Source organism: Bacillus vallismortis (assembly GCF_004116955.1).
GTDB classification, from domain to species: domain Bacteria; phylum Bacillota; class Bacilli; order Bacillales; family Bacillaceae; genus Bacillus; species Bacillus vallismortis.
The window spans coordinates 2,273,349-2,298,559 of record NZ_CP026362.1 but is presented as its reverse complement, the minus strand read 5'-3'; the positions used below and the strand labels follow the sequence as shown (position 1 = coordinate 2,298,559).

Here is a 25,211-nt window from a genome sequence, read left to right as displayed (position 1 = left end):
TACAAAGAGATCTGCTTTTTGTGATTCTGATATAAACCCAGCGATTCCAGATTTCCTCAATCTCTTTGGAATAATTTCTCTGTGCCTTGCCTATACTGTGGACAACAGTTTTTATAAAAGTGAGGGGTTAGAGATGTTATTTCTTCATGATGTGTGGGTCAATTGGTTTGAAGGGGAAGAAAATGGCTACAATGTATGCCACTTTCATGAATGGCGCAAAGAAGATACGGTTGAGCTTTTGGATCAAGTGCCGCTGTTAAGGGTACCGTCGGTTCTGTTTCATTACATAGAGAATGATTTGTCTGAGCTTCCGAAAGGGTTGCTTGACGACGTACATCAAAAATCGTACATTCGGAAAAATCATGAGCGGACAAAGCTTGAGTATTGTTTTGTCGTAACAGACGGAATTGGCATTTTGGCTGTCGACACAATCGGCTACACAATCCCTGTCAGAAAAAGCCGCCTGATCCCAAGACAGGAGCAGCTCGTTTATGAAATGGTAAAAGATGTAGAGCCTGAAACATATGAATTTGAAGCAAAGAAGCTCGAATCCTCCAAAGAATATCACATTTTATCATTAGCACCAGAGCACGTCAGAGGGCTGACAAGAAAAGAACGGCAAATCAAGCAGCTGATGTTTATGGCGCTGGATCAATTAAAAGGGCTGAATAACCGCGCTGAAATCGGCTACTGGTATACAGAATGGAACCCGCATATGTATGAACAAATCAAACGGATGAGCTTTGAAGAGATTTGGGACATGCTGTATAACGAAACAATTGAAGGCTGGTCGGACAAGCATTTGGCTTTTTGCGAAAACCTGATAAAAGGACAGCCTTTTTTCGAAAAGCTATGGGAAATGGAAAACGAATCAAAGGTAAACTGAAAAAAACCGCTCTTTGCCAAGAGCGGTTTTTTGATCAGCGTCTTTTTCGGCCAAGACCCATGGCGTTCTCCATTTTTTTCAGCATTTTGTTTGCTGTCCGGTTCGCACGTTCCGCGCCTTCATCAAGAATCCGGTCTAATTCATCAGATTCAATGAGTTCATGATAGCGGTCCTGAATCGGTTTTAATGCGTTAACCACGACTTCTGCCAAATCACCTTTAAACTCGCCGTAGCCTTTCCCTTCGTACTTTGCTTCAAGCTCTTCAATGGTCGTATTGCCGAGGATTGAATAAATCGTAAGAAGGTTGGAAACGCCTGGTTTGTTTTCCTTATCAAATGTCACGATCCCCTCAGAATCTGTCACAGCGCTTTTGATTTTCTTTTCAAGAAGCTTTGGCTCATCCAGCAAGGTAATATAAGATTTCTGGTTCGGATCAGATTTGCTCATTTTCTTTAGCGGATCATTAAGAGACATAATGCGTGCGCCGACTTTTGGAATTTTCACTTCCGGGACCGTAAAGATGTCGTTATATTTTTTGTTGAAGCGTTCTGCGAGATTTCGTGTCAGCTCGAGATGCTGCTTTTGATCCTCACCGACAGGCACAAGATCCGTTCCATACAGCAAAATATCAGCGGCCATCAGCGGCGGGTACGTTAACAAGCCGGAGACAACAGCTTCATTGCCTTTGGACTTGTCTTTAAATTGAGTCATCCGTTCAAGCTCGCCGATATATGCAACACACTGCATCATCCATCCGGCCTGCGCATGCGCGGGAACCTCTGATTGAATAAATAAAGTGGCTTTTTCTGGATCAAGTCCGATAGCTAAGTAAAGAGCCGCCAGACTGCGGATATTCTTTCTGAGCTGAAGGCGGTCTTGAGGCACGGTGATCGCATGCTGATCCACGATGCAAAAATAGCTGTTATAATCATTTTGCAGTTCGACAAACTGCTTCATTGCACCGATATAGTTGCCGAGCGTAACAGAGCCGCTTGGCTGAATGCCTGAAAAAATCGTTTGTTTCATGAAAATCAACCTCATTTCTTAAAACATAATAAAAAAGGCTCACTCTTCCCCTGTAAAAAAGGGACGAATGAACCGTGGTACCACCCTGATTATTCCATTAAAATGGAATCACTCTGACGTTTTTAACGGAGACTGCTCCGGCTGAGCCTACTTTTCGGATTCGGTCAGCTGCTCCAAAGTCCATTCCACATTGCCCGTTATCTGCTCCCAGCACCGCAGACTCTCTTCAAACAGGTGAAATGTGTACTACTCTTTTTCATAGCACGCTTTTCTTTTGATTGCTTCATTATAAATCAATTATAACCAATTGTCATCATGAAAAAACATTCTTTTTCCGAGTAACATTGTAATGATATCAATACCCCGGGTACTGTAAAACCGCCTAAATGATAACTTCTATCAGCATGAAAATAGCTAGATATTATATGTAAAAAGCAATATGGGAAGAAAACTGGCAAAATAGGTTTTAATCAATTTATGCTTTAATCGGTAGAAGGATATTATGTTCGTGGAAGAAAAACTAACGAAGTTCTAATATTTTAAATTGATAAAATAATATTGCAATAAATTATTTGTTTCATTATAATGAACTTGTTCACTCTATTGTTACAGCTTTTTTACAAAAATAATCAGAAAAGACGGAACAGAATAAAAGTTATGGAAACACAGGTTCATTTGTCTGATATTTCTGAGGATTTAGCCGTAAGGAGCTGAAAAATTATTATTTAGGGGGTTTGCGAATATGAAAAAACGTTGGTCGATTGTCACGTTGATGCTTATTTTCACTCTCGTATTGAGCGCGTGCGGCTTTGGCGGCGGCGGATCAAACGGTGAGGGGAAAAAGGACAGCAAAGGAAAGACGACGCTTAACATTAATATTAAAACTGAGCCGTTCTCCTTACATCCGGGATTGGCAAATGATTCAGTATCAGGCGGGGTCATCCGTCAGACTTTTGAAGGATTGACACGCATGAACGCTGATGGTGAGCCAGAAGAAGGCATGGCATCTAAAATTGAAACAAGCAAGGACGGCAAAACTTATACATTCACTATTCGAGATGGTGTGAAATGGTCTAATGGAGACCCGGTAACAGCGGAAGACTTTGAATATGCCTGGAAATGGGCGCTTGACCCTAATAATGAATCGCAATACGCTTATCAGCTTTATTACATAAAAGGTGCTGAAGCGGCGAACAAAGGAAAAGGCAGCCTTGATGATGTGGCTGTAAAAGCTGTAAATGACAAAACGCTAAAGGTTGAGTTAAATAACCCGACTCCATATTTCACAGAATTAACTGCATTCTATACGTATATGCCAATTAACAAGAAAATAGCTGAGAAAAATAAAAAATGGAACACAAATGCCGGAGACGATTATGTTTCAAACGGCCCGTTCAAAATGACGGCATGGAAACACAGCGGATCTATTACTCTTGAGAAAAATGACCAGTATTGGGAAGAAGACAAAGTCAAACTGAAGAAAATTAAAATGGTGATGATCAACAATAACAATACAGAACTGAAAAAATACCAAGCTGGTGAACTTGATTGGGCCGGTTTGCCGCTCGGACAGCTTCCGACTGAATCGCTCCCTACCCTGAAAAAAGACGGTTCTTTACATGTTGAGCCAATGGCAGGTGTGTATTGGTACAAATTCAATACTGAAGCGAAGCCGTTAGACAACGTCAATATCCGTAAAGCATTATCCTATGCGATTAACCGCCAATCGATTGTTAAAAATATTACACAAGGAGAACAAATCCCGGCAATGGCTGCGGTGCCGCCGACAATGAAGGGATTTGAAGATAACAAAGAAGGCTATTTCAAAGACAATGATATCAAAACGGCAAAAGAATACCTTGAAAAAGGCCTGAAAGAAATGGGCTTAAGCAAGGCGTCTGACCTGCCGAAAATCAAATTGTCTTATAACACTGATGACGCACATGCCAAAATCGCTCAAGCTGTCCAAGAAATGTGGAAGAAAGATTTAGGCGTGAATGTTGAACTTGATAACTCAGAATGGAATGTTTATATTGATAAGCTTCACAGCCAAGATTATCAAATCGGCCGTATGGGCTGGCTTGGCGACTTCAACGACCCTATTAACTTCCTTGAATTGTTCCGTGACAAAGACGGAGGTAATAACGATACTGGCTGGGAAAATCCAGAATTCAAAAAGCTTCTGAATCAGTCGCAAACTGAAACAGATCCAACAAAACGTGCGGAGCTGCTGAAAAAAGCAGAAGGTATTTTCATTGATGAAATGCCGGTAGCGCCAATTTATTTTTATACGATTCCTTGGGTGCAGGACGAAAATCTGAAAGGAACCATCCTTACTGGGACCGGAGAAATTTATTTCAGAAACGCGTACTTTCAATAAGTCAGATTTGTGAAAACAAAAACCTCAAGGTATATGGGGACTTATTTCCCATATACCTTTCTTGCTGAAAAGTACAAAAAATGTAAAAATCATGGAGGTGTTCCCCCTTGCTAAAATATATCGGAAGACGCTTAGTCTATATGATTATCACATTATTTGTGATTGTAACCGTGACATTCTTCTTAATGCAAGCAGCACCGGGCGGGCCATTTTCAGGTGAGAAAAAGCTTCCGCCTGAAATTGAAGCAAACTTAAATACGCATTATGGCTTGGACAAGCCGCTGTTTGTACAATACGCCAGTTATTTAAAATCAGTTGCAATGTGGGATTTCGGACCGTCATTTAAATATAAAGGTCAGAGTGTTAACGACCTGATCAGTTCAGGTTTCCCCGTTTCATTCACTCTTGGAGCAGAAGCTATTCTCCTCGCTTTAGCGTTTGGTGTATTGTTTGGGGTTATAGCAGCCCTTTACCATAACAAGTGGCAGGATTATACCGTCGCGATTTTAACGATATTTGGTATTTCAGTTCCGAGCTTTATCATGGCGGCTGTTTTGCAATATGTGTTCTCCATGAAGCTTGATCTGTTTCCCGTCGCGGGTTGGGAGTCCTGGGCATACACCTTTTTGCCTTCAATCGCACTTGCTTCCATGCCGATGGCGTTTATTGCCAGACTTTCCCGTTCAAGCATGATCGAAGTGTTAAACAGTGATTATATTCGCACAGCGAAAGCAAAAGGGCTGTCCCGTCCAGCAGTTACAGTGCGGCACGCCATCCGAAACGCATTATTGCCAGTCGTTACATATATGGGGCCAATGGCCGCGCAGGTTTTAACGGGAAGCTTCATTATTGAAACGATTTTTGGGATCCCGGGGCTTGGTTCGCACTTCGTAAACAGTATTACAAACCGTGATTATACAGTCATTATGGGTGTAACAGTGTTCTTCAGTGTCATCCTGTTATTGTGTGTATTAATCGTAGACGTGCTATACGGCATTATTGATCCAAGAATCAAGCTTTCCAAAGCAAAGAAAGGAGCCTAGGCCATGCAAAACATTCCAAAAAACCTGTTTGAACCAGCCGCAGCGAATGCCGGCGATGCCGAAAAAATCAGTAAAAAGAGCCTTTCCCTCTGGAAAGATGCGATGCTTCGTTTCCGCAGCAATAAGCTTGCGATGGTCGGGCTTGTCATCATTGTGCTTATTATCCTTATGGCGATCTTTGCGCCGCTGTTCTCAAAGTATGATTATTCGACTACTAATCTTTTAAATGCGGATAAGCCGCCTTCAAAAGATCATTGGTTCGGAACAGATGACCTTGGAAGGGACATTTTCGTCCGTACATGGGTAGGTGCGCGAATCTCAATCTTTATCGGTGTAGCGGCCGCGGTTCTTGATTTGCTGATCGGCGTGATTTGGGGAAGCATTTCAGGCTTCCGCGGAGGCAGAACGGATGAAGTTATGATGCGTATCGCCGATATCCTTTGGGCTGTTCCTTCATTATTAATGGTCATCCTACTAATGGTTGTGCTGCCGAAAGGACTGTTAACGATCATTATCGCCATGACCATTACGGGCTGGATTAATATGGCCAGAATCGTACGCGGGCAAGTGCTGCAGCTGAAAAATCAGGAATATGTGCTTGCTTCACAGACACTTGGTGCAAAAACATCCCGTCTGCTGTTTAAACATATCGTGCCAAACGCAATGGGTTCCATCTTGGTTACGATGACATTGACAGTTCCGACTGCGATTTTTACAGAAGCCTTTTTAAGCTATTTGGGACTTGGTGTTCCGGCTCCGCTGGCAAGCTGGGGAACGATGGCTTCTGACGGATTGCCTGCTTTGACCTATTATCCGTGGCGTTTATTCTTCCCTGCCGGTTTCATCTGCATTACGATGTTTGGCTTTAACGTGATCGGCGACGGATTAAGAGACGCATTGGATCCTAAGTTACGTAAATAAGGGAGTGATACGGGTGACACGCCTATTAGAAGTAAAAGATTTAGCGATTTCATTTAAAACATATGGCGGAGAGGTTCAGGCGATCCGCGGGGTGAATTTCCATCTGGATAAGGGGGAGACACTGGCTATCGTCGGAGAATCAGGTTCCGGAAAAAGTGTGACCTCTCAAGCGATCATGAAGCTGATTCCAATGCCTCCGGGTTATTTTAAGCGCGGTGAGATCTTGTTTGACGGCAAGGATCTGGTGCCGCTTTCCGAAAAAGAGATGCAAAATGTCCGTGGAAAAGATATCGGGATGATATTCCAAGATCCGATGACCTCTTTAAATCCGACGATGAAAGTTGGCAAACAAATTACCGAAGTGCTGTTTAAACACGATAAGATTTCCAAGGAAGCGGCGAAAAAACGCGCAATCGAACTGCTGGAGTTAGTCGGTATCCCGATGCCGGAAAAACGGGTCAATCAATTTCCGCACGAATTTTCAGGCGGAATGAGACAGCGGGTTGTCATTGCCATGGCCCTTGCGGCGAATCCGAAGCTTTTGATCGCCGATGAGCCGACAACTGCTCTTGATGTAACGATACAAGCGCAAATTCTTGAATTGATGAAGGACTTGCAAAAGAAAATTGACACATCCATCATCTTTATCACACACGATCTTGGTGTTGTGGCCAACGTTGCTGACCGGGTCGCTGTCATGTACGCGGGACAGATTGTAGAAACCGGTACGGTCGACGAGATTTTCTACGATCCGAGACATCCATATACGTGGGGGCTTCTTGCATCTATGCCGACACTGGATAGTTCAGGAGAAGAACAGCTGACTGCAATCCCGGGCACGCCGCCTGATTTGACAAACCCGCCAAAAGGAGATGCTTTTGCGCTGCGGAGCTCTTACGCGATGAAAATCGATTTTGAACAGGAGCCGCCAATGTTTAAGGTGTCCGATACTCATTATGTCAAATCGTGGCTGCTTCATCCCGACGCGCCAAAGGTAGAGCCGCCTGAAGCGGTAAAAGCGAAAATGCGTAAGCTGGCAAATACGTATGAAAAACCTGTCTTAGTGAGAGAAGGTGAATAAATTGACTGAGAAACTATTAGAAATCAAACATTTAAAACAGCACTTTGTCACGCCAAAAGGAACGGTTAAGGCTGTAGACGATTTGTCATTTGATATCTATAAAGGTGAAACGTTAGGGCTGGTTGGTGAATCTGGCTGCGGTAAATCGACAACAGGCCGAAGCATCATTCGATTGTATGAAGCAACCGATGGTGAGGTGCTCTTCAACGGCGAAAATGTGCACGGGAAAAAATCACGGAAAAAGCTGCTTGAATTCAACCGCAAAATGCAGATGATTTTCCAAGACCCATATGCATCCCTGAATCCGAGAATGACAGTTGCTGATATTATTGCTGAAGGCCTCGATATTCATAAGCTGGCGAAAACGAAAAAAGAGCGAATGGCGCGGGTTCACGAGCTCTTGGAAACAGTCGGTTTAAACAAGGAGCACGCGAATCGCTACCCGCATGAATTTTCCGGCGGCCAGCGCCAAAGAATCGGGATTGCCAGAGCTCTTGCTGTTGATCCGGAGTTCATTATCGCGGATGAGCCGATTTCTGCTTTGGATGTATCTATTCAAGCGCAGGTCGTGAATTTAATGAAAGACCTGCAAAAAGAAAAAGGGCTCACATATCTGTTTATCGCCCATGATTTATCGATGGTCAAATACATCAGCGACCGCATCGGAGTGATGTATTTCGGTAAACTTGTTGAGCTTGCGCCAGCAGATGAGCTTTATGAAAATCCGCTTCACCCATATACAAAGTCATTGCTTTCGGCGATTCCGCTTCCTGATCCGGATTACGAGAGAAATCGCGTCCGCCAGAAATACGATCCATCTGTCCATCAATTAAAAGATGGGGAAACGATGGAATTCCGTGAAGTTACACCGGGACATTTTGTGATGTGCACGGAAGTGGAATTTAAAGCTTACTCATGATTCTTCAATCCTTCAAGAGAAACGTCTTGAAGGATTTTTTTGCGCAATCATAGAAAGTGAGAATGATAATATTTGCAGTTAGAGGAAAAAACGGAGGCGAAATACGATACAATTTCTGCATAACAAACATGTTTTTGCACTGCTGCTGTCTCAATCCCTTCAATCTTTAGCAGGAGTCCTTGTCACAATCGTTTTAATGGTCCGGGTCTATCAAATGACCGATGCTGTCTTTTTGGCGGGTCTTGTTTTATCGTTCATGTCGTTTGCGAGTATAGCGGCGAGCTTTTGCATTTCTGCGGTGCTTCGTAATCTCGGTTTTAAAAAGGTGCTTGCGGGCGCAAATCTGCTGAGAGCGGCCTTTACAATCCTGATGGCTTTTAGCGTCACCCATCACGGACAGATTTTCTTTTGGGTAACGCTGCTGTTTGTGTTCTGTTTTTCTTTCACAGGCGCCTTTTTTCAGCCGGCAAGATTCGCGCTGCTGCCGATGATCGTTTCAAAAGAACAATATGTGAAAGCAAATGGCGTCATCTCCCTCTCGAATCAATTGTTTCTGACTGCAGGCTGGGGACTAGGAGGCCTTTTGACGTATGCTTTACCTTTTGAACTCGTTGTCGGTGCAGCCTTTTTCCTGTTTGTCCTTTCAGGGGCTTCGATTTGTTTGCTTCAGGTAAATGAAGAAGTGGCTGATGGCACAGCTGAACCAGCATCTGCTGGGAGTATATGGAAGGATGTCATGATCATCCCTATTGTAAGAGACATTACGCTAATGGACATGATAGAAGCTTTGGCAGGTTCTGTTTGGTCGTCTGCGATTCTTCTCGCATTTACGGTGGCTGTTTTGCATGAAACAGAGGTGTGGTGGGGGATGTTTAACGCTTCTTATTTTGTAGGTGCCATTGTCGGCAGTGTCATTGCCATTCGTTTTTCTGCTTTTTTTGAGCGGAAAATGGGATTTGCCATTATGTTTAGCTCGCTAGTCATGTCGATGCTGACTCTTTTGTTCTCATTTTCTCCAATTCCGTTTTTATGTGCTCTTGCTTGTGCTGCAATGGGGCCTTTTTATCAGGTGCGTGATATTTGCCAGGAAACCGTGCTTCAGGAGGTTATTCCGAAACAGAAGCGTATCGGGATCATGGCTGCCAAAAATGCGATTTTGACTCCTTGGTCCGGCGTCACCTACTCCATTATGGGGCTCGTGGCTGATACGGCTGGTGCGAAAACGGTTTTTATCGCGGCTGCCGCATTATATGGCATAACCTTTTTTATCGCACTGGCACAGCCGCGGCTGCTTCATTATAGAAGAGAAAGCAGCACTTAATGAGGCCTTTTTGCATACCCTTCACAATGAACCGAGCGCCGGCTGAAAAAAAATGAAACCATGGCGGAAGTTCGTACGTCTTTATAGATGTAAAGCTGTTTAAACAAGAAGAAATGGGGTATATCTAAAAGTATGAAGACAATGAACTCATAAGGAGCAAATCAATGAACTGGTATGAAAAGCTTAGCGAGTACTTTCCAATTGAAGAAATGAAATCAAAAGCGCATATGGAAGCTCTATTAAAAGAGCGGAGCGATATTTATCATAAAGATGAAGGCGAACATCATATTTTAATGTTTGCGGAATTTGAGTCTTTTATCTTCGTGGATTATCTGTATGTGTCTAAGGATGCAAGAGGGCAGGGGCTTGGCGGCAAATTGATCGCGAAGCTGAAAAAGAAAAATAAGCCGATATTGCTCGAGGTGGAGCCTGTGGATGAAGATGATGTTGATACAGAAAAGCGCCTGAGATTTTATCAAAGAGAGCATTTCAAGCATGCTCAGTCAATTGGGTACCGGCGCCGGTCATTGGCTACGAATGAAGTAAACAAGATGGAGATTCTGTACTGGTCACCGAAAACAGAATCAGAAGAAGAAATTCTTGAAGCCATGAAACAGACATATGAAAACATTCATACTTATAAAGATGAGAAATGGTATGGGGAATCATACGAAAAGACGGATGAGGTCCTGAAATTCATTGATGATGAAAAACAAAAAAATATTTTCGATCAGTTAGACTAATTGAGAATCAGAACATATCATTAAAATTAAAAATTTGCTGGATTGACACATTTTTTTCTTAGGATACTGTTCACACTTACTTTTTTATAGTATAATACCTATAAAGATTCCTTTTTTAGAGTAATTTCAATTTAAGAATAAAATAGATGTTCATCCTACTAATTAGAGGAGTGAAGATGAATGGTTACACTATACACATCACCAAGCTGTACTTCATGCAGAAAAGCGAGAGCGTGGCTGGAGGAGCACAAGATTCCATTTGAAGAAAGAAATATCTTCTCTGAACCTTTATCAATTGATGAAATCAAACAAATTCTTCGAATGACTGAGGACGGAACAGATGAGATCATCTCAACCCGTTCAAAAGTATTCCAAAAACTGAACGTGAACGTTGAATCTATGCCGCTGCAAGATTTATACAGCTTGATCAACGAGCACCCAGGTTTGCTTCGCCGTCCGATCATTATCGACGAAAAACGTTTGCAAGTTGGATATAACGAAGACGAAATCAGACGTTTCCTGCCAAGAAAAGTCCGCTCTTTCCAATTAAGAGAAGCACAGCGTTTGGCAAACTAATAGATCGTATCATCAAAAGAAGGCTGAGTCATCAGCCTTCTTTTATTTTTCTACCTGCTGATAATAAATACTCGCCAGGATAACAAACGCGACCGTTAAAATGGGGAGGAGCGTTTCAATTGCGCCGTGCTGCGCCATAAAAAAAGACAGCTTTTTGTCCCTGACAATCATTTCCCCGCCAGTATAAGCAAGCAGCCCGCTTCCCGCGTAAATCAGGAGCGGGATTTTCTCAAGTGCAATGTGGATGAGTTTGCTGCCCCAAATAATAACTGGCACCGATACACACAAACCGATGATAACGAGAGAAAATTCACCGTGTGACGCTCCGGCGACTGCTATGACGTTGTCCAGCGACATAAAGAGATCTGCAAGCACAATCGTTCGTATCGCTCTCCACAGAGAGGTGCTGCTTTTGATGTGCTGGGTGTCTTTTTTTTCAATCAGCAGCTGATATCCTAAATACAGCAGGAAAATGCCGCCGGCGCACTGCAAGAAAGGAATGTTCAAAAGATATACCGCTGCGCTTGTTAACCCGATTCTCATGGCAACGGCGATAAATGTTCCGAGAAGAATGGCTTGCTGTCTTTGCTTGTCCGGCAAATTTCTGCTGGCCATGGCAATGACGACCGCATTATCTCCGCCGAGGATCAGGTCGATCCCCACAATCATAAGCAGAGAAATTAGATAGTCATGCTCCATGAATCGGCACCTCGCTTTCGTTCCATCGCTTGTACTACTACTATATGAGACGGGTCGTATTTTATGATATCAGCCGCACAACTGCCGTTTTTTGGGCAAAGGTGCATTTTTATTTCTTTTGTGACTGTTTTATCATAAAATAGAAATACAAAGGAATTCACACTGGCCGTTCTTCAAGGTTAAGATGTGGACGGAATGGGTAAAGTGTAGTAAAGTACTATTAATCGGGAGCTTAGATGTCCCTTCAACATCTTATATAGAAGGGAAGGTTGGCAAATGGAAATTGAAAGAATTAACGAGCATACAGTAAAATTTTATATGTCTTACGGAGATATTGAAGATCGCGGTTTTGACAGAGAAGAAATCTGGTATAACCGTGAGCGCAGTGAAGAACTTTTCTGGGAAGTCATGGATGAAGTTCATGAGGAAGAGGAATTCGCTGTGGAAGGCCCTCTTTGGATTCAAGTTCAGGCACTGGACAAAGGTTTGGAAATTATCGTCACAAAAGCCCAGCTTTCCAAAGACGGACAAAAGCTCGAACTGCCGATTCCTGAGGATAAAAAGCAAGAACCAGCATCTGAGGATCTTGACGCCTTGCTGGATGACTTCCAAAAAGAAGAGCAAGACGTCAATCAGGAAGAGAAGGAGCAAAAGCTTCAATTTGTCTTGCGGTTTGACGATTTTGAGGATGTTATTTCTCTATCTAAATTAAACGTTAACGGAAGCAAAACGACTTTATATTCGTTTGAGAACCGATATTATTTATATGTGGATTTTGGCAATATGACTGATGAAGAGGTTGAAAATCAGCTAAGCATCCTGTTGGAGTATGCAAATGAATCCTCAATCAGCATACACCGTCTCGAAGAATACGGCAAGCTGATTATTTCTGAGCAAGCTCTGGAAACGATAAAAAAACACTTTGCGTCATAAAAAACCGATTTCTTTCCGGAAATCGGTTTTTTTTTATGCAATGAAATGCCACTTTTGAGAACTAAAATCAAAAATATACATATACACCGAACATACAGCGAACAGGAGTTCATCCATTTTTCCAGAAAGTATACCTCATCTGGAAAGGAGAGATGACAATGTTTAGTGCTGTGACTGAAGACGGCCAAATGTTTCACCTTCTAGGCGCTCAGCAAAGCCGAAAATTAAAGCGGGGACGATTCTTCTGCCCTGTGTGCGGGGGAGAGCTTGATGTGAAGCTCGGACTTCAAAAAGCGCCTCATTTCGCCCATAAACAGAACAAGTCCTGTTCGATAGAAGTAGAACCGGAAAGCGCCTACCACTTAGAAGGAAAAAGACAGCTGTATGTATGGCTGAAAACGCAACATGCCTCTCCTGTATTAGAACCATATATCAAGAAAATCAAACAAAGACCTGACATCATGGCAAAGATTAAGGGGCGCATGCTTGCGGTTGAATATCAATGTGCCACTCTCGCTCCAGATGTCTTTCAAAAGCGGACAGAGGGCTTCACACGAGAAGAAATCTTCGTGCAATGGATTATGGGACAAAGCCGCTTAAAACGAACTGCTCCATCCTTTTATCAGTTTTCAGCTTTCCATTGGCAATTTATCAATGTCAGTCCTTATAAATCCCTGATATGTTATTGCCCGGAAACGCGTTCGTTTAGCCGGCTCAGCTGCATCATTCCGTTTTACGCGAACCATTCTTATTCCTCTGTTCAAACCATCCCTATCCATCGTGCAACTGCAAACGATCTTTTTTTCAGTGAACAGATGCCCCCATTTCAATATTCCGCCTGGATAAAAGCCATTCACCGTTTTCGCCATAAACCCCATCGCTTCATCTCCAAGGAGACCAATCGCCTCAGGCAGCTGTTTTATGAGAAGCGGCAGACACCCCTTTCTTTTCTCCCGACTGAAGTGTTTGTCCCTGTGAAAAAAGGGGCTGTTTTTAAGAGCCCTGTTTTTGTGTGGCAGGGGTTTCTTTATCTGTTTATAACACGTCTTGGGCGTAAACGCGCGCCAATTCGCTTTTCAGCCGTTTTACAGCAGGTCAAACTGCACATTCATGAAAAGAACATTTCACTCAGATACGAATGCAGCGAAGACTGTCTATCTGAAGCTGTTAAACAGTACATTGATTTCTTGTGCAAGAAGGGATTTTTAAGGGAGACTCAGAAAGAAGTATATGTGCTGAACCAGCCTGCAGAGGGTGTACGCTCATTACAGGAACTCATAGAAAGTGACCGCAGCTGTTTTATAGAATGAGTTTGACCTATTTGGCTCACCCTAAGACAAAAGGTGGTGGGCTGGCTTTGAGAGGCACAAAAGGAAAGGTTTTTCGAGTTTTTACTGCTTTTTTGGCATTCGTTCTCTTCATTACTGCATATGATTTGACAAAAGGCAGTGAAAAACCGGAAGATATTCACAACACAAGTTTATTGGGAAACAGCGGTTTTTTCAATTGGCTTGAATCAAAGAAAACGAGGGGGATCACCATGGCTGAGGAAAAAAAAGCAAACCAACTGCCTGACAGAAGTGAGGTAAAGGCAGAAGACACATGGAGACTAGAGGATATTTTTCCTAATGATGAGGCCTGGAATAAAGAATTTCAAGCTGTAAAAGAATTAATTCCGGATTTATCTAAGTATAAAGGAAAGCTGGCAGATTCAGCCGATCATTTATACGAAGCTCTTACGTTTCAAGATAAAGTGATGGAGCGGCTGGGCAGGCTGTACACATATGCGCATATGCGTTCTGACCAAGATACCGGGAATTCCTTTTACCAGGGGCTGAACGACAAGGCCGGAAACTTGTATACACAGGCCGCAAGCGCAACCGCTTATTTGGTTCCGGAAATTTTATCCATAGAAGAAGACAAACTGCAGCAGTTTATTCTTGAAAAAGAAGAATTGAAATTGTACTCCCATGCGATTGAGGAGATTACAAAGGAACGCCCGCACGTGCTGAGCGAGAAGGAAGAAGCCCTGCTTGCTGAAGCCTCCGATGTGCTGGGGTCATCTTCCAACACGTTCAGCGTGTTAAATAATGCCGAGATTACATTCCCGTCGATTAAAGATGAAGAGGGAAATGAAAAACAGATTACTCACGGCAATTTTATTAATTTCTTAGAAAGTGAAAACCGTGAAGTCCGCAAAAATGCATTTGACGCAGTATATCAAACATATGGACAATATAAAAACACAATGGCCACGACTCTAAGCGGCACTGTGAAAAAGGACAACTTCTACGCGAGAGTGAAAAAGTACAAGTCAGCGCGTGAAGCCGCGCTTTCTAACAACAGTATTCCTGAGGAAGTATACGACAACCTCGTCAAAACGATAAATAAGCATTTGCCGCTCCTGCACCGCTATATCGCCCTGAGAAAAAAAGTGCTTGAGCTTGATGAAGTGCATATCTATGATCTGTATACACCGCTTGTGAAGGATGCGGGGATGAAGGTCACGTATGAGGAAGCCAAAGATTACATGCTGAAAGGCCTGGCGCCTTTAGGAGAAGAATACGCCTCTATTTTAAAAGAAGGGCTGGAAAACCGCTGGGTCGATGTGTATGAAAATAAAGGCAAACGCAATGGCGCTTATTCATCAGGATCTTACGGCACGAATCCGTATATTTTGATGAACTGGCATGATAACGTCAATAATCTCTTTACACTCGTGCACGAGTTTGGCCATTCCGTACACAGCTACTATACGAGAAAGCATCAGCCATATCCATACGGCAATTACAGCATCTTTGTCGCGGAAGTTGCATCTACGACAAACGAAGCGCTACTTGGCGAATACCTGCTGAACAATTTAGATGATGAAAAACAGCGCTTATATATCCTCAACCATATGCTTGAGGGCTTTAGAGGAACGGTCTTCAGACAAACGATGTTTGCTGAATTTGAACACCTGATCCATACAAAGGCGCAAGAAGGGGAGCCGCTCACACCTGAGCTTCTGACGAATGTCTATTACGACCTGAATAAAAAGTATTTCGGAGACGGCATGGTGATTGATAAGGAAATCGGCCTTGAATGGTCGCGGATTCCTCACTTCTATTATAATTACTATGTGTATCAGTATGCGACAGGGTACAGCGCTGCCCAAGCGTTAAGCAGCCAGATACTGAAGGAAGGAAAGCCGGCGGTTGACCGTTATATTGACTTCCTGAAAGCGGGAAGCTCACAATACCCGATTGATGTCCTGAAAAAAGCGGGCGTTGATATGACGTCTCCAGAGCCGATCGAAGCTGCGTGCAAAATGTTTGAAGAAAAACTTGATGAAATGGAAGAGCTGTTGATGAAAGTCAAGCAGTCTTAAAAAAGAAAGCCTGTGCAGAAATCTGCACAGGCTTTTTAAAACCCTTTGAAGGTTTTGCGGTGGTTCAGGCGGTAGAGGGTAAACAAAATAGACAGAAACAGCAGAGGAGAGGTAATATAAAGCGGCAGCATCTGCATCATGCCAAGTATATTCAAACAGAAAAAAACGGCAATGCATACAATTGATATGACAATACGCACCATAGCGTTCCTCCTCGTCCTTTTTCCTTATAGGATATGAGTGAATAGGCTCCGTTATGTTTTGTGACAAAAATATGAACATTAAGCATAGAGGTTGTCAAAAGTCGACATCTTTTGTTATCATAAGGATGTGAAATTGATCACAAACAAACATTACCCCTTTGTTTGACCGTGAAAAATTTCTCCCATCCCCTTTGTTGTCGTTAAGACATATGAAACCGCGCTTATCCCGGCGCGGTTTCTTTAGTGTTTTGAACAGAACGTAAGTTTGGTTAAGGGCGCAAAAAAACAGCCTCAAGCATATATACGCCTGCGGCTATTTTTCACATGATTGATATTCATCTGAATAAGTGCTGAGAGACTTCCAAAACATTCCGTGTTTGGCTTCCACTTTGGCAACCTTTTTAGCGAATGCCAATTTTTTCATTTCCTTTTCTACCTCTTCAAGGCTCAGGTCATATACGAGAGCGATTTCCTTCGAGGCAACGAAGCGGAAATATTCAATAAAACATTCCAGAGGCGGTGTTTCCGATGGCTTCGGCTCGTCGCCAAGCATCTCAAATAGGATTTCTTCATATACATCATATGAATAGCTGCCGGGTACTTTAAGTCCTTCGTCCTCATGCTGTGTATTGAAAAATGTCAGCGTCGGATTCGCGGACACATCCATCTCAGCGGCAATTTTCATGTCACATTGAAGCGCCTTGACCGCGCTTTGAGAATGCAAATCTTTTTTGAATTCTTCAAGATCGAGACTCGTTTTTTCCGCAATTTCCAAAAGCACATTTTCGTCCGTAATATTTTTCTTTGAAACAAACAGGCTTTCTTGCATATTTCTGAGAAATTGCATGCCGGCTTTTCTTCCTTGCAGTTCGGCTGCTTTAAAAGCGAGAGCAGCCATATAAGGCGATGAAAGCGGGGGATCTTGCTCAAGCCAGACATTGCCGTCACACGACATGCCGGAGCGGCTTGCGATCTTTTCCCATGCCTCTGCAAGAAGATGCTTTTTTCGTTTTTTATTTAACGCGGTAAGGCTCGCTGAAGCGATAATGCGCAAAGTGAAAAAACGTCCGTATCTGATTTTCAGTTTTTTCATGACGGGCTCTAAGGACCAGCATTCAGGACATAAAGGGTCTACAAACATATAAATTTCAAGCGGTTTTTTTGGATGGCCGTGACAATGGGCGAAGTATTGCTCATGCTGATAGTTTGTCAAGATGATCGATCCCCCGCTTCCGTTTGATTCACCATATGTCTTGCTGTCAATTCCAGCCGGCCAAACAAAAACTCACGAATATCGCCCTCAAGCCCTACATGGTCCATTGCGTCGTTCATACAGCTGAGCCACGCATCAGCTCTCTCGTTTGTAATTGGAAAGGGAAGATGTCTTGCTCTGAGCATAGGATGGCCGTGTTCCTCAGTATAAAGCGGAGGCCCGCCTAAATACTGAGTCAAAAATTGCTTCTGTTTCCTGGCGGTTTCTGTTAAATCGCTTGGAAAAATCGGCTTCAGCAAAGGATGACACGCGACACGCTCATAAAAAGTATCAACAAGTTGCGATAGAAGTTCCTCTCCAATCGCTTCATAAGGTGCGTTAAACGATTGTCCCATGTTGACTACTCCTTTAAATATGGCTAATAGGAATCATAAATCCTATTGCAAAAAGTAATTTTATATAGTACTGCATTTCATCTATGATTTATTTTAGCAACAAGGCATCATTTCTACAAACAAACTGCCTTTTATGCGTTTGATGGCTAGTTTCGGCTGAGAGCCGAGGTTTGTATTTCATATCATATCACATAAAAATCAGGAATGCGTAGGATTTCACTTCGCAAAAAAACCAGAGGGCAAAAGCCGCTCTGGTTACGCGTAATAGGCTGAAGTTATTTTTTTTACATAGTTTTGCGTTTCTTTGAAAGGAGGAATGCCGCCGTATCTGTCAACATTTCCCGGTCCGGCGTTGTAAGCCGCTAATGCCATAGACACATTGCCGCCGTATTTATTCAGCATTTGTTTTAAATATTTCGTTCCGCCTTCCACATTTTGCTGCGGGTCCAGTGGATTGGAAACGCCAAGTGAGCGTGCTGTTGACGGCATCAGCTGCATTAAGCCAAGCGCGCCTGCTCCGCTGACAGCTTTTGCATTAAAGCCTGATTCCTGCTTAATGACGGCGCGGATTAGTTTTTCATCGACGCCATATTTATCAGCGGCTTTTTTAATCGCGCTGTCTATGGAGAAGTCTCCCGAACTGATCCGTTTTGTTTCTTGTTTGTTTGTAGATACATCAGCAGCAGCTGTTTTGGTGCTTTCTGCCGCTTTTGTGATATAGCCTGAATGGCTACTTGTATATGATTGAAGCCCGTATGCTGAAAGCAGTGATGGCGCTGTTGAACTAGCGTTGTTCTGCAGGTTGAGCGGGATTGACTGTGCAGAAGGTGCTGTTGCTTGCTGCTGTATCGTCAAGCCGTTTGTGTATTGGCTGAGTAAAGAGCTGAAGCTTGAGAGCGGGCTTTCCGCATCATTTTGAGTGCCTGTGCTGCGTGCATTAGATATGGACTGTAATGCCTGAAGCTGAAGTAAAGATGCCCAATTCGTTACGTTCACGATGTCATTCCACCTTATATAGACTTTCGTTTTTCTTCATAAAAACGCAAAATTTTATTTTTGGTTTCTCGCTGAGGAATGCTGTATTGCTGAAGCAGCTTCTCAAAGGCTTGTTGGCCTTCATGCCAGTCTGCCGCCTCAAATTCGATTTCAAAGTCCTCTTTATTTAAATATCGGCTGTGGTCTAAAACTATTAAGCCTTTTTCTGTTTCTTTTTCAGCACGGTTTGTTGTTAAAGATCCAAAGTATTGAATGGTATCTGTATCAATCTCAAGCTGATGCAGCTGGTCTTTCACAGGGCCTTCGGGAATTGAAAAACCAGCAAGATCTGATACCCCTGATAGCCGCTGGTGCGTTTCCAGAAGCCCCACGTCTGCAGGTTCTTTTAATGTCAGGACATACTCGCCGTTTTTCCTGCGGATCCGAAGCGCAGCGTGTTTTTGTTTCAGTGAAAAGCTGTCTGTGTCAAAATAGTGATTGTTTTGGTCTGTAAAATCTTTTTCTGTCAGCTGGAGTGCCGCTGTTATGTTGTCAAATTCCTGTTTGGTTAGCATGTTTTTGAATTCTATCTCAATTTCTTGGCTCATGTTTTTCTTCCTTTCCGCCCCGTAAATCTTATTTTTACTATTATCTCTTTAGATGTTACGTTTATCAATATCAAGCTTGATATGATAAAATGAAACTGTACTTTTGTTGGAAAAGGAGAGCATTATGCAAAACAGAATCGAAATCTTGAACGCAACATTATCGGATGATCAGCTTCGCCTTGTCTGTGAGACAGAAGGCAATGAAGCGGAACGCAAGCCGTCAGGTCAAATGCTTGTTGATTCTGACAACTTTGCTTTTGTATACATACTTGAATTAGCTGATTCTTTTGAATATGCCATTATAAAGGAACATATGTGGCCGGAACTCAAGCAGGCGCATGCACAAAGAATTCCGGTTGTTTTAGAGGCGGGAGACAAATCAATAGAACTGGCCGGCCTGCATGATGAATTAGAGTATCTTTTAGAAAATATTAAAGATAATGTAAACTATGGAGAAGAAATGGAAGACAAAGTGAAGAGCGTATTTTTATAGAAACCGGTTCGGAATTGGGGGATGTATGATGGATGACAAACAATGGGAGCGTTTTTTAGTGCCGTACCGCCAGGCTGTCGAAGAGTTGAAAGTGAAGCTCAAGGGGATTCGCACACTATATGAATACGAGGACGAACATTCGCCGATCGAATTTGTGACCGGACGCGTCAAGCCTGTGGCGAGCATACTTGAAAAAGCGAGAAAGAAAAGCATACCGCTGCATGAAATTGAAACCATGCAGGATATCGCGGGCCTTAGAATCATGTGCCAATTTGTCGATGACATCCAAATCGTAAAAGAGATGCTTTTCGCCAGAAAAGATTTCACCGTTGTGGATCAGAGGGATTATATTGCGGAACATAAAGAGAGCGGATACCGGTCATATCATCTTGTCGTGCTTTATCCTTTACAGACGGTGTCCGGAGAAAAGCATGTTCTCGTGGAAATACAGATCCGTACGCTGGCGATGAATTTTTGGGCGACCATTGAGCATTCATTGAATTATAAATACAGCGGAAACATTCCTGAAAAAGTGAAACTAAGGCTTCAGCGCGCATCTGAAGCTGCTTCCCGGCTAGATGAAGAGATGTCGGAGATCAGGGGTGAAATACAGGAGGCTCAAGCTGCCTTTTCAAGAAAGAAAAAAGGAAGCGAGCAACAATAGTAAAGGGGAAGAAAAGCATGAAATTTGCCGTATCATCAAAAGGAGATCAAGTTTCTGATACGCTGAAGAGCAAAATACAGGCGTATTTATTGGATTTTGATATGGAACTGGATGAAAATGAACCGGAAATCGTCATTTCAGTCGGAGGCGACGGAACGCTTTTGTATGCTTTTCACAGATACAGCGACCGCTTGGACAAAACGGCATTTGTCGGCGTTCACACGGGTCATCTGGGGTTTTATGCCGACTGGGTTCCTCATGAAATTGAAAAGCTTGTTCTCGCGATTGCGAAAACGCCTTATCATACAGTCGAATATCCGCTTCTCGAAGTGATTGTGACTTATCACGAAAACGATCGGGAAGAGAGATATTTAGCATTGAATGAATGTACGATTAAAAGCATAGAAGGAAGCCTTGTGGCTGATGTGGAAATCAAGGGACAGCTCTTTGAAACCTTCCGGGGCGACGGCCTTTGCTTGTCAACGCCATCCGGCAGCACAGCCTATAATAAGGCGCTGGGCGGAGCAATTATCCATCCGTCTATCAGAGCGATCCAACTCGCGGAAATGGCTTCTATTAATAACCGTGTATTCCGGACGGTCGGATCGCCGCTGCTTCTGCCTTCCCATCATGATTGCATGATTAAACCGAGAAACGAAGTCGACTTTCAAGTGACGATTGACCATTTAACCCTTCTTCATAAGGACGTGAAGTCGATCCGCTGCCAGGTTGCATCCGAAAATGTGAGGTTTGCGAGATTTCGTCCGTTTCCATTTTGGAAAAGAGTCCAGGATTCGTTTATCGGAAAAGGTGAATAGAGAGGACGTATCGTGGAACCATTTATTATCAGAAAGAACATTACTTCTGCTGAAGACGGAATGACTGTAAAAGAATACGCCGGCAAACTGGGAATTTCGAAACGTCTGTTAACCGATATCAAGTTTGCCGGGGGTGACCTGCTGATCAATGGTGAACATGTAACGGTCAAATACGTTTTGCGAAAGGGAGATTTTCTTGTCGTGAAGTTTCCCGAGGAACAGGTGAGCGACACGTTATTGGCAGAACCTGTTCCGCTCGATATCCTGTATGAGGATGAGCACGTGCTTGTGATGAACAAGCAGCCGTATGTATCATCAATTCCCTCGAGAGAGCACCCATCCGGAAGCATTGCAAATGGAATCATCCATCATTATCAAATAAATGGAGTGCTGGCGACAGTTCATCTTGTCACCCGGCTAGACCGGGATACATCAGGTCTCATGCTTGTTGCCAAGCATCGCTTTGCCCACTCGATTTTATCGTCAGCGCAAAAAAGCGGGCTTGTGAGACGCCGGTACATGGCAGTGGTTCACGGGCGGATGACACAGGTGGAAGGAACTGTCGATGCTCCGATTGGCAGACATCCTGACAGTATTATTGAACGGGTGGTGACACCGGAAGGCCAGAAGGCTGTTACCCATTTTCATGTCACACATGCCACTGATGAGATCACAATGGTGACATTGCAGCTTGAGACAGGCCGAACCCATCAAATTCGTGTACATATGAACTACCTCGGGCATCCGCTGTGCGGCGATACACTGTACGGCGGAACGAGACGGGAAATTGGCCGGCAGGCCCTTCACAGCGAGCGGCTTTCATTTATCCATCCGCTGACGCAGGAGAGCATGACGTTTCATGCTACATTGCCTCAAGATATGAAAGACCTGATAAAAGGAGAGAATCATTGATTCTCTCCTTTTTATATGGGACGAAATCTCGATTCGTCATAAGGCAGGGAGCTTGGAACAGAGATGGTTTCTATTTCTGGGAATCGAAAGCCTGTCAATTTATTTCCGAACACGCAGCCTGTATCAATGTTGATGGTGCGATTGACTATTCGAGGCTCTTTCACAGGTGTATGTCCGTATACCACCCAAGCGCTTCCGCTATAGGATGCAGCCCAATCACGTCTGACAGGTCTGCCGTCCGGGTACGTTTCACCCGTTACATCGCCGTAAAGCACAAAGTCCTTCACTCTGCGGGTATATTTGCCGATATCGTCAGCCTTTATGCCAGCATGGGCGACAACTAATTCTCCGTTATGTAAGATGTCGTAAAGCGGCGCCTTTTCATACAGCTTCATAAACTGATCGCTGATTGTTTTTCTTTCTTCTTTAGATCGTTCCTCAAGCTCTGCGGCTGTAGTTTCTAGGCCATGCATGACTTTCACGGGATTTCCTTTTAAGTAGCGGTACAGCTTGTTGCAATGATTTCCAGGAACATAACGCACAGCGCCTTTTTCGTAAGCGCCGGCTACAAAGCGGATGACCTCTATCGATTTCGGTCCTCTGTCAGTTAAATCTCCAGCAAAAATGAGCATCCTTCCTTCTTCGTGGACAGGTACTCCATTTTTTATTGAATAGCCAAGCTCTTGGATTAATGCCATCATTTCATCATAGCAGCCATGAATATCGCTGATGATATCGTAAGCCATGCGTGATCCTCCTTGCCGATTGTTTTATTTATTATGGAGCAAAGTGCTGTGAGTCATCACAGGCTTTTATGTGCAAAATATAGAAGAATTATTTTCTAAACAAGAAATAAGACCTTTTTACTTTATTTTTTATCACCATCCTTGTTAAAATCGCGTTATGTTTTTTTAAAATGAGGTTTTGTTCTTTGATTGAGAACTGAAATAACCCTGACTTAAAAAGGAGGTTCTGATTATGGCGCATTCATCTGTCGCATCTTTAGTTGTTGTACTTATCGTTGCATTTTTGACACCCATCCTTTTGCATCGCTTTAAACTGACCATCCCGGTTGTTGTTGCAGAAATCATTATGGGGCTGATTATCGGAAAAAGCGGTCTTAATTTAGTTGTCGAGGGCGATACATGGCTTGAGACGCTTTCTCTGCTCGGATTTATCTTTTTAATGTTTTTAAGTGGGCTTGAAATTGATTTTTCATCGTTTGAGAAAGGAAAGAAAAAGCAGCTCCTGCCGAACGGCAAAGCGGTGCCCAATACGTTTGCTGCGGCGTCCGTTATTTTTGCCGGTATATTTATTTTATCATTGCTGCTGTCCTATGGGTTCGTCTTGGCAGGATTTATCGAAAATGCGTTTTTAATGACGCTCATTATCTCAACGATTTCGTTAGGCGTTGTCGTTCCAACGTTAAAAGAAGAACGGATCATGAATTCAAATATCGGGCAGATTATTTTGCTTGTTGCCGTTATTGCTGATTTGGTCACGATGATTCTTCTTGCCGTGTTTTCTTCTCTATACGGAGAAGACAGCGGAAACATGTGGCTCTTGATGATCCTGTTTGCAGCCGGAGTGGTGCTTTACTTTTTCGGCCGGGTCTTTAAACATCGTTCATTTGTTGAGTCTATGTCAAAAGGGACGATTCAGATTGGGACGCGTGCCATTTTTACGTTAATTATCGTACTCGTTGCCCTGTCTGAATCACTTGGGGCGGAAAATATTCTCGGCGCTTTCTTAGCGGGGGTTCTCGTTTCCCTTCTTTCGCCAAATAAAGAACTTGTTCAGCAGCTGGATTCATTCGGCTATGGGTTCTTGATTCCGATTTTCTTTGTGATGGTCGGAGTGAAGCTGGATATTTGGACCCTTTTCCAAGATCCGAAAATTTTGATCATGATCCCGCTTCTGCTTTTGGCGCTGTTAGTCAGCAAAATTATTCCCGTCCTGTACTTGAAGAAGTGGTATGATAACCGCACCATTTTGGCGTCTGGTTTTCTGCTGACGTCAACGCTTTCTCTCGTGATTGCCGCTGCGACAATCGGCCAGCAGCTTCACGTGATCAGCGCAAATATGTCAGGAGCGCTGACGTTAGTAGCCGTCATTGCCAGTATTTTTTCACCGGTCTTCTTTAAAAAATTATACAAACGGGAGGAGCAGCCGGAGGAGAAAAAGACCATTACGTTTATCGGCGCAAACCAAATGACATTGCCTGTTACTCTTGAACTGCCGGAAGAGGAGTATGACGTGCGTGTTGTGCATGTCTATCAAGAGAACGCGGAGGAAAAGCTGTCGGAATCAGTTTTTTCTGTTGAAGCGATTTCTAATTATGAACACGGGACGCTTGAATCACTCGGCATTTTTGATACGGATATCCTGGTTGTTGCGACCGGGAATGAAGACATGAATGCGGAGATTGCACTACTTGCAAAAGAAAAAGGAACAGAAAGAGTGATTGCCAGCGTCGGATCACCCGAAAATGAAGCAACTTTGAAGGAGCAGGGAATCAACATCTTTTCTATGCTGCTGTCGACAAAAACACTGCTTCGCGCGCTAATAGAAGCGCCTGGTGTCATGAAGCTGCTCACGAACGAAGAGTCTTCGCTGTATCAAATTAATATGGAAAACAGCACATACGACGGTGTGATTTTGCGGGAATTCCCTTTTACAGGCGATGTCATCTTTGTCAGGATTTTCAGAGGTGTGGACAGCATCGTTCCTCATGGGGATACAAGGCTGAAATTGGGTGACCGCTTAATTGTCACCGGATCTCGGGGGTATGTAACGGAACTTAAGAAATCGTTGGAAGGATAAACCTTGACCAAATAGGGATTCGTGTTAATATAGAGATGCAGAACAATTCAATATGTATTTGTATAACCACTAGGGGTGTCCTTCATAAGGGCTGAGATAAAAGTGTGACTTTTAGACCCTCATAACTTGAACAGGTTCAGACCTGCGTAGGGAAGTGGAGCGGTATTTGTGTTCGTTTACTATGCCAATTCCAAACCACTTTTCCTTG

General features: G+C 43.4%; 25 protein-coding genes, 1 pseudogene, 1 riboswitch and 1 other annotated feature. Of the genes and pseudogenes, 18 read left to right on the top strand and 8 right to left on the bottom strand.

Translation table 11 applies throughout. The annotated features are described in order from the left end of the window. Positions 1-133: 133 nt before the first annotated feature. Positions 134-886: a YjbA family protein gene (locus tag BV11031_RS12425; RefSeq protein ID WP_010329373.1), complete on the top strand. Its 753-nt coding sequence runs from the start codon at positions 134-136 to the stop codon at positions 884-886. Between the two features lie 34 nt (positions 887-920). On the opposite strand, the gene trpS is transcribed toward BV11031_RS12425, so the two are convergent. Further along, a complete protein-coding gene (gene trpS / locus BV11031_RS12420; protein WP_010329374.1) occupies positions 921-1,913 on the bottom strand; it encodes a tryptophan--tRNA ligase in 993 nt (330 codons plus the stop codon). Positions 1,914-1,969: 56 nt separating this feature from the next. Continuing rightward, positions 1,970-2,182: a binding site (T-box leader), on the bottom strand. Positions 2,183-2,655: 473 nt separating this feature from the next. On the opposite strand from trpS, the gene oppA reads away from it, so the two are divergent. The 8 genes from oppA to spx all read left to right on the top strand — a co-directional run bounded on the left by oppA (position 2,656) and on the right by spx (position 10,897). Beyond that, on the top strand, positions 2,656-4,293 hold the full coding sequence (gene oppA, locus BV11031_RS12415) for an oligopeptide ABC transporter substrate-binding protein OppA (protein WP_010329375.1): 1,638 nt from the start codon (positions 2,656-2,658) through the stop codon (positions 4,291-4,293). A 107-nt stretch (positions 4,294-4,400) separates the two neighbouring features. After that, the gene (gene oppB, locus BV11031_RS12410; RefSeq protein ID WP_010329376.1) at positions 4,401-5,336 is read left to right on the top strand and encodes an oligopeptide ABC transporter permease OppB; all 936 of its coding nucleotides are present in this window, start codon (positions 4,401-4,403) and stop codon (positions 5,334-5,336) included. A gap of 3 nt (positions 5,337-5,339) precedes the next feature. Continuing rightward, positions 5,340-6,257, top strand: coding sequence for an oligopeptide ABC transporter permease OppC (oppC, locus tag BV11031_RS12405; protein ID WP_010329377.1), 918 nt, complete (start codon positions 5,340-5,342; stop codon positions 6,255-6,257). 4 nt (positions 6,258-6,261) lie between these two features. After that, entirely contained in the window at positions 6,262-7,338 is a 1,077-nt protein-coding gene (gene oppD, locus BV11031_RS12400; protein WP_082246326.1) for an oligopeptide ABC transporter ATP-binding protein OppD, read from the top strand. A 1-nt stretch (position 7,339) separates the two neighbouring features. Further along, entirely contained in the window at positions 7,340-8,257 is a 918-nt protein-coding gene (gene oppF / locus BV11031_RS12395) for an oligopeptide ABC transporter ATP-binding protein OppF (protein ID WP_010329379.1), read from the top strand. A 106-nt stretch (positions 8,258-8,363) separates the two neighbouring features. Further along, on the top strand, positions 8,364-9,578 hold the full coding sequence (locus BV11031_RS12390) for an MFS transporter (protein ID WP_082246327.1): 1,215 nt from the start codon (positions 8,364-8,366) through the stop codon (positions 9,576-9,578). 164 nt (positions 9,579-9,742) lie between these two features. Continuing rightward, positions 9,743-10,321, top strand: coding sequence for a GNAT family N-acetyltransferase (locus BV11031_RS12385; RefSeq protein ID WP_010329381.1), 579 nt, complete (start codon positions 9,743-9,745; stop codon positions 10,319-10,321). A gap of 180 nt (positions 10,322-10,501) precedes the next feature. Further along, the gene (gene spx, locus BV11031_RS12380; protein ID WP_010329382.1) at positions 10,502-10,897 is read left to right on the top strand and encodes a transcriptional regulator Spx; all 396 of its coding nucleotides are present in this window, start codon (positions 10,502-10,504) and stop codon (positions 10,895-10,897) included. A gap of 42 nt (positions 10,898-10,939) precedes the next feature. On the opposite strand, the gene BV11031_RS12375 is transcribed toward spx, so the two are convergent. Continuing rightward, positions 10,940-11,596, bottom strand: a complete 657-nt coding sequence (locus tag BV11031_RS12375; RefSeq protein ID WP_121642321.1) for a TerC family protein — start codon at positions 11,594-11,596, stop codon at positions 10,940-10,942. A 184-nt stretch (positions 11,597-11,780) separates the two neighbouring features. Here BV11031_RS12375 and BV11031_RS12370 point away from each other — a divergent pair, with 184 nt between their 5' ends. The 4 genes from BV11031_RS12370 to pepF all read left to right on the top strand — a co-directional run bounded on the left by BV11031_RS12370 (position 11,781) and on the right by pepF (position 15,899). Next, a complete protein-coding gene (locus tag BV11031_RS12370; protein ID WP_120698858.1) occupies positions 11,781-11,906 on the top strand; it encodes a hypothetical protein in 126 nt (41 codons plus the stop codon). Next, positions 11,873-12,529: an adaptor protein MecA gene (mecA, locus tag BV11031_RS12365; RefSeq protein WP_010329384.1), complete on the top strand. Its 657-nt coding sequence runs from the start codon at positions 11,873-11,875 to the stop codon at positions 12,527-12,529. Before BV11031_RS12370 ends, mecA begins: the two co-directional genes overlap by 34 nt. A gap of 158 nt (positions 12,530-12,687) precedes the next feature. Beyond that, positions 12,688-13,839 carry a competence protein CoiA family protein gene (locus BV11031_RS12360; protein ID WP_010329385.1) on the top strand — a complete coding sequence of 384 codons (1,152 nt, stop codon included), beginning with the start codon at positions 12,688-12,690 and terminating at the stop codon, positions 13,837-13,839. Positions 13,840-14,069: 230 nt separating this feature from the next. Then, complete coding sequence (gene pepF / locus BV11031_RS12355) at positions 14,070-15,899, top strand: oligoendopeptidase F (protein WP_167470885.1); 1,830 nt, start codon at positions 14,070-14,072, stop codon at positions 15,897-15,899. A gap of 35 nt (positions 15,900-15,934) precedes the next feature. On the opposite strand, the gene BV11031_RS12350 is transcribed toward pepF, so the two are convergent. The 5 genes and pseudogenes from BV11031_RS12350 to BV11031_RS12325 all read right to left on the bottom strand — a co-directional run bounded on the left by BV11031_RS12350 (position 15,935) and on the right by BV11031_RS12325 (position 19,293). After that, entirely contained in the window at positions 15,935-16,102 is a 168-nt protein-coding gene (locus tag BV11031_RS12350; protein ID WP_010329386.1) for a hypothetical protein, read from the bottom strand. 313 nt (positions 16,103-16,415) lie between these two features. Beyond that, complete coding sequence (gene spxH, locus BV11031_RS12340) at positions 16,416-17,315, bottom strand: protease adaptor protein SpxH (protein WP_010329387.1); 900 nt, start codon at positions 17,313-17,315, stop codon at positions 16,416-16,418. After that, a complete protein-coding gene (locus BV11031_RS12335) occupies positions 17,312-17,710 on the bottom strand; it encodes a globin domain-containing protein (RefSeq protein ID WP_010329388.1) in 399 nt (132 codons plus the stop codon). The genes spxH and BV11031_RS12335 overlap by 4 nt, the downstream gene beginning before the upstream one ends. A gap of 264 nt (positions 17,711-17,974) precedes the next feature. Then, positions 17,975-18,322, bottom strand: a pseudogene (locus BV11031_RS23375) (lytic transglycosylase domain-containing protein); the annotation flags it as partial. A gap of 398 nt (positions 18,323-18,720) precedes the next feature. Beyond that, on the bottom strand, positions 18,721-19,293 hold the full coding sequence (locus BV11031_RS12325) for a CYTH domain-containing protein (protein ID WP_010329390.1): 573 nt from the start codon (positions 19,291-19,293) through the stop codon (positions 18,721-18,723). A gap of 124 nt (positions 19,294-19,417) precedes the next feature. Here BV11031_RS12325 and BV11031_RS12320 point away from each other — a divergent pair, with 124 nt between their 5' ends. Genes BV11031_RS12320 through BV11031_RS12305 form a run of 4 tightly spaced genes read left to right on the top strand, consistent with a single transcriptional unit; the run spans position 19,418 to position 22,180 of the window. Next, positions 19,418-19,786 (top strand): UPF0738 family protein, encoded by a 369-nt coding sequence (locus tag BV11031_RS12320; protein WP_010329391.1) that lies wholly within the window; start codon positions 19,418-19,420, stop codon positions 19,784-19,786. A gap of 28 nt (positions 19,787-19,814) precedes the next feature. Further along, positions 19,815-20,450, top strand: a complete 636-nt coding sequence (gene yjbM / locus BV11031_RS12315; protein WP_010329392.1) for a GTP diphosphokinase — start codon at positions 19,815-19,817, stop codon at positions 20,448-20,450. Between the two features lie 17 nt (positions 20,451-20,467). After that, complete coding sequence (locus BV11031_RS12310) at positions 20,468-21,268, top strand: NAD kinase (RefSeq protein ID WP_010329393.1); 801 nt, start codon at positions 20,468-20,470, stop codon at positions 21,266-21,268. Between the two features lie 12 nt (positions 21,269-21,280). Then, complete coding sequence (locus BV11031_RS12305; protein ID WP_010329394.1) at positions 21,281-22,180, top strand: RluA family pseudouridine synthase; 900 nt, start codon at positions 21,281-21,283, stop codon at positions 22,178-22,180. Positions 22,181-22,191: 11 nt separating this feature from the next. Here the strand turns inward: BV11031_RS12305 and prpE are convergent, their stop codons facing one another. Further along, complete coding sequence (gene prpE / locus BV11031_RS12300) at positions 22,192-22,926, bottom strand: bis(5'-nucleosyl)-tetraphosphatase PrpE (protein WP_010329395.1); 735 nt, start codon at positions 22,924-22,926, stop codon at positions 22,192-22,194. A gap of 232 nt (positions 22,927-23,158) precedes the next feature. Between prpE and BV11031_RS12295 the strand changes: the two genes are divergently transcribed. Continuing rightward, positions 23,159-25,003 carry a monovalent cation:proton antiporter family protein gene (locus BV11031_RS12295; protein WP_010329396.1) on the top strand — a complete coding sequence of 615 codons (1,845 nt, stop codon included), beginning with the start codon at positions 23,159-23,161 and terminating at the stop codon, positions 25,001-25,003. Between the two features lie 61 nt (positions 25,004-25,064). After that, positions 25,065-25,173, top strand: a riboswitch (TPP riboswitch). Positions 25,174-25,211 lie beyond the last annotated feature (38 nt).

Coding starts and splice junctions, on each gene's coding strand:
- BV11031_RS12425 (WP_010329373.1), top strand. CDS start 134: ATGTTATTTCTTCATGATGTGTGGGTCAATTGGTTTGAAGGGGAAGAA.
- trpS (WP_010329374.1), bottom strand. CDS start 1,913: ATGAAACAAACGATTTTTTCAGGCATTCAGCCAAGCGGCTCTGTTACG.
- oppA (WP_010329375.1), top strand. CDS start 2,656: ATGAAAAAACGTTGGTCGATTGTCACGTTGATGCTTATTTTCACTCTC.
- oppC (WP_010329377.1), top strand. CDS start 5,340: ATGCAAAACATTCCAAAAAACCTGTTTGAACCAGCCGCAGCGAATGCC.
- BV11031_RS12385 (WP_010329381.1), top strand. CDS start 9,743: ATGAACTGGTATGAAAAGCTTAGCGAGTACTTTCCAATTGAAGAAATG.
- spx (WP_010329382.1), top strand. CDS start 10,502: ATGGTTACACTATACACATCACCAAGCTGTACTTCATGCAGAAAAGCG.
- BV11031_RS12375 (WP_121642321.1), bottom strand. CDS start 11,596: ATGGAGCATGACTATCTAATTTCTCTGCTTATGATTGTGGGGATCGAC.
- BV11031_RS12370 (WP_120698858.1), top strand. CDS start 11,781: ATGTGGACGGAATGGGTAAAGTGTAGTAAAGTACTATTAATCGGGAGC.
- mecA (WP_010329384.1), top strand. CDS start 11,873: ATGGAAATTGAAAGAATTAACGAGCATACAGTAAAATTTTATATGTCT.
- BV11031_RS12360 (WP_010329385.1), top strand. CDS start 12,688: ATGTTTAGTGCTGTGACTGAAGACGGCCAAATGTTTCACCTTCTAGGC.
- pepF (WP_167470885.1), top strand. CDS start 14,070: ATGGCTGAGGAAAAAAAAGCAAACCAACTGCCTGACAGAAGTGAGGTA.
- BV11031_RS12350 (WP_010329386.1), bottom strand. CDS start 16,102: ATGGTGCGTATTGTCATATCAATTGTATGCATTGCCGTTTTTTTCTGT.
- BV11031_RS12335 (WP_010329388.1), bottom strand. CDS start 17,710: ATGGGACAATCGTTTAACGCACCTTATGAAGCGATTGGAGAGGAACTT.
- BV11031_RS12325 (WP_010329390.1), bottom strand. CDS start 19,293: ATGAGCCAAGAAATTGAGATAGAATTCAAAAACATGCTAACCAAACAG.
- BV11031_RS12320 (WP_010329391.1), top strand. CDS start 19,418: ATGCAAAACAGAATCGAAATCTTGAACGCAACATTATCGGATGATCAG.
- yjbM (WP_010329392.1), top strand. CDS start 19,815: ATGGATGACAAACAATGGGAGCGTTTTTTAGTGCCGTACCGCCAGGCT.
- BV11031_RS12310 (WP_010329393.1), top strand. CDS start 20,468: ATGAAATTTGCCGTATCATCAAAAGGAGATCAAGTTTCTGATACGCTG.
- prpE (WP_010329395.1), bottom strand. CDS start 22,926: ATGGCTTACGATATCATCAGCGATATTCATGGCTGCTATGATGAAATG.
- BV11031_RS12295 (WP_010329396.1), top strand. CDS start 23,159: ATGGCGCATTCATCTGTCGCATCTTTAGTTGTTGTACTTATCGTTGCA.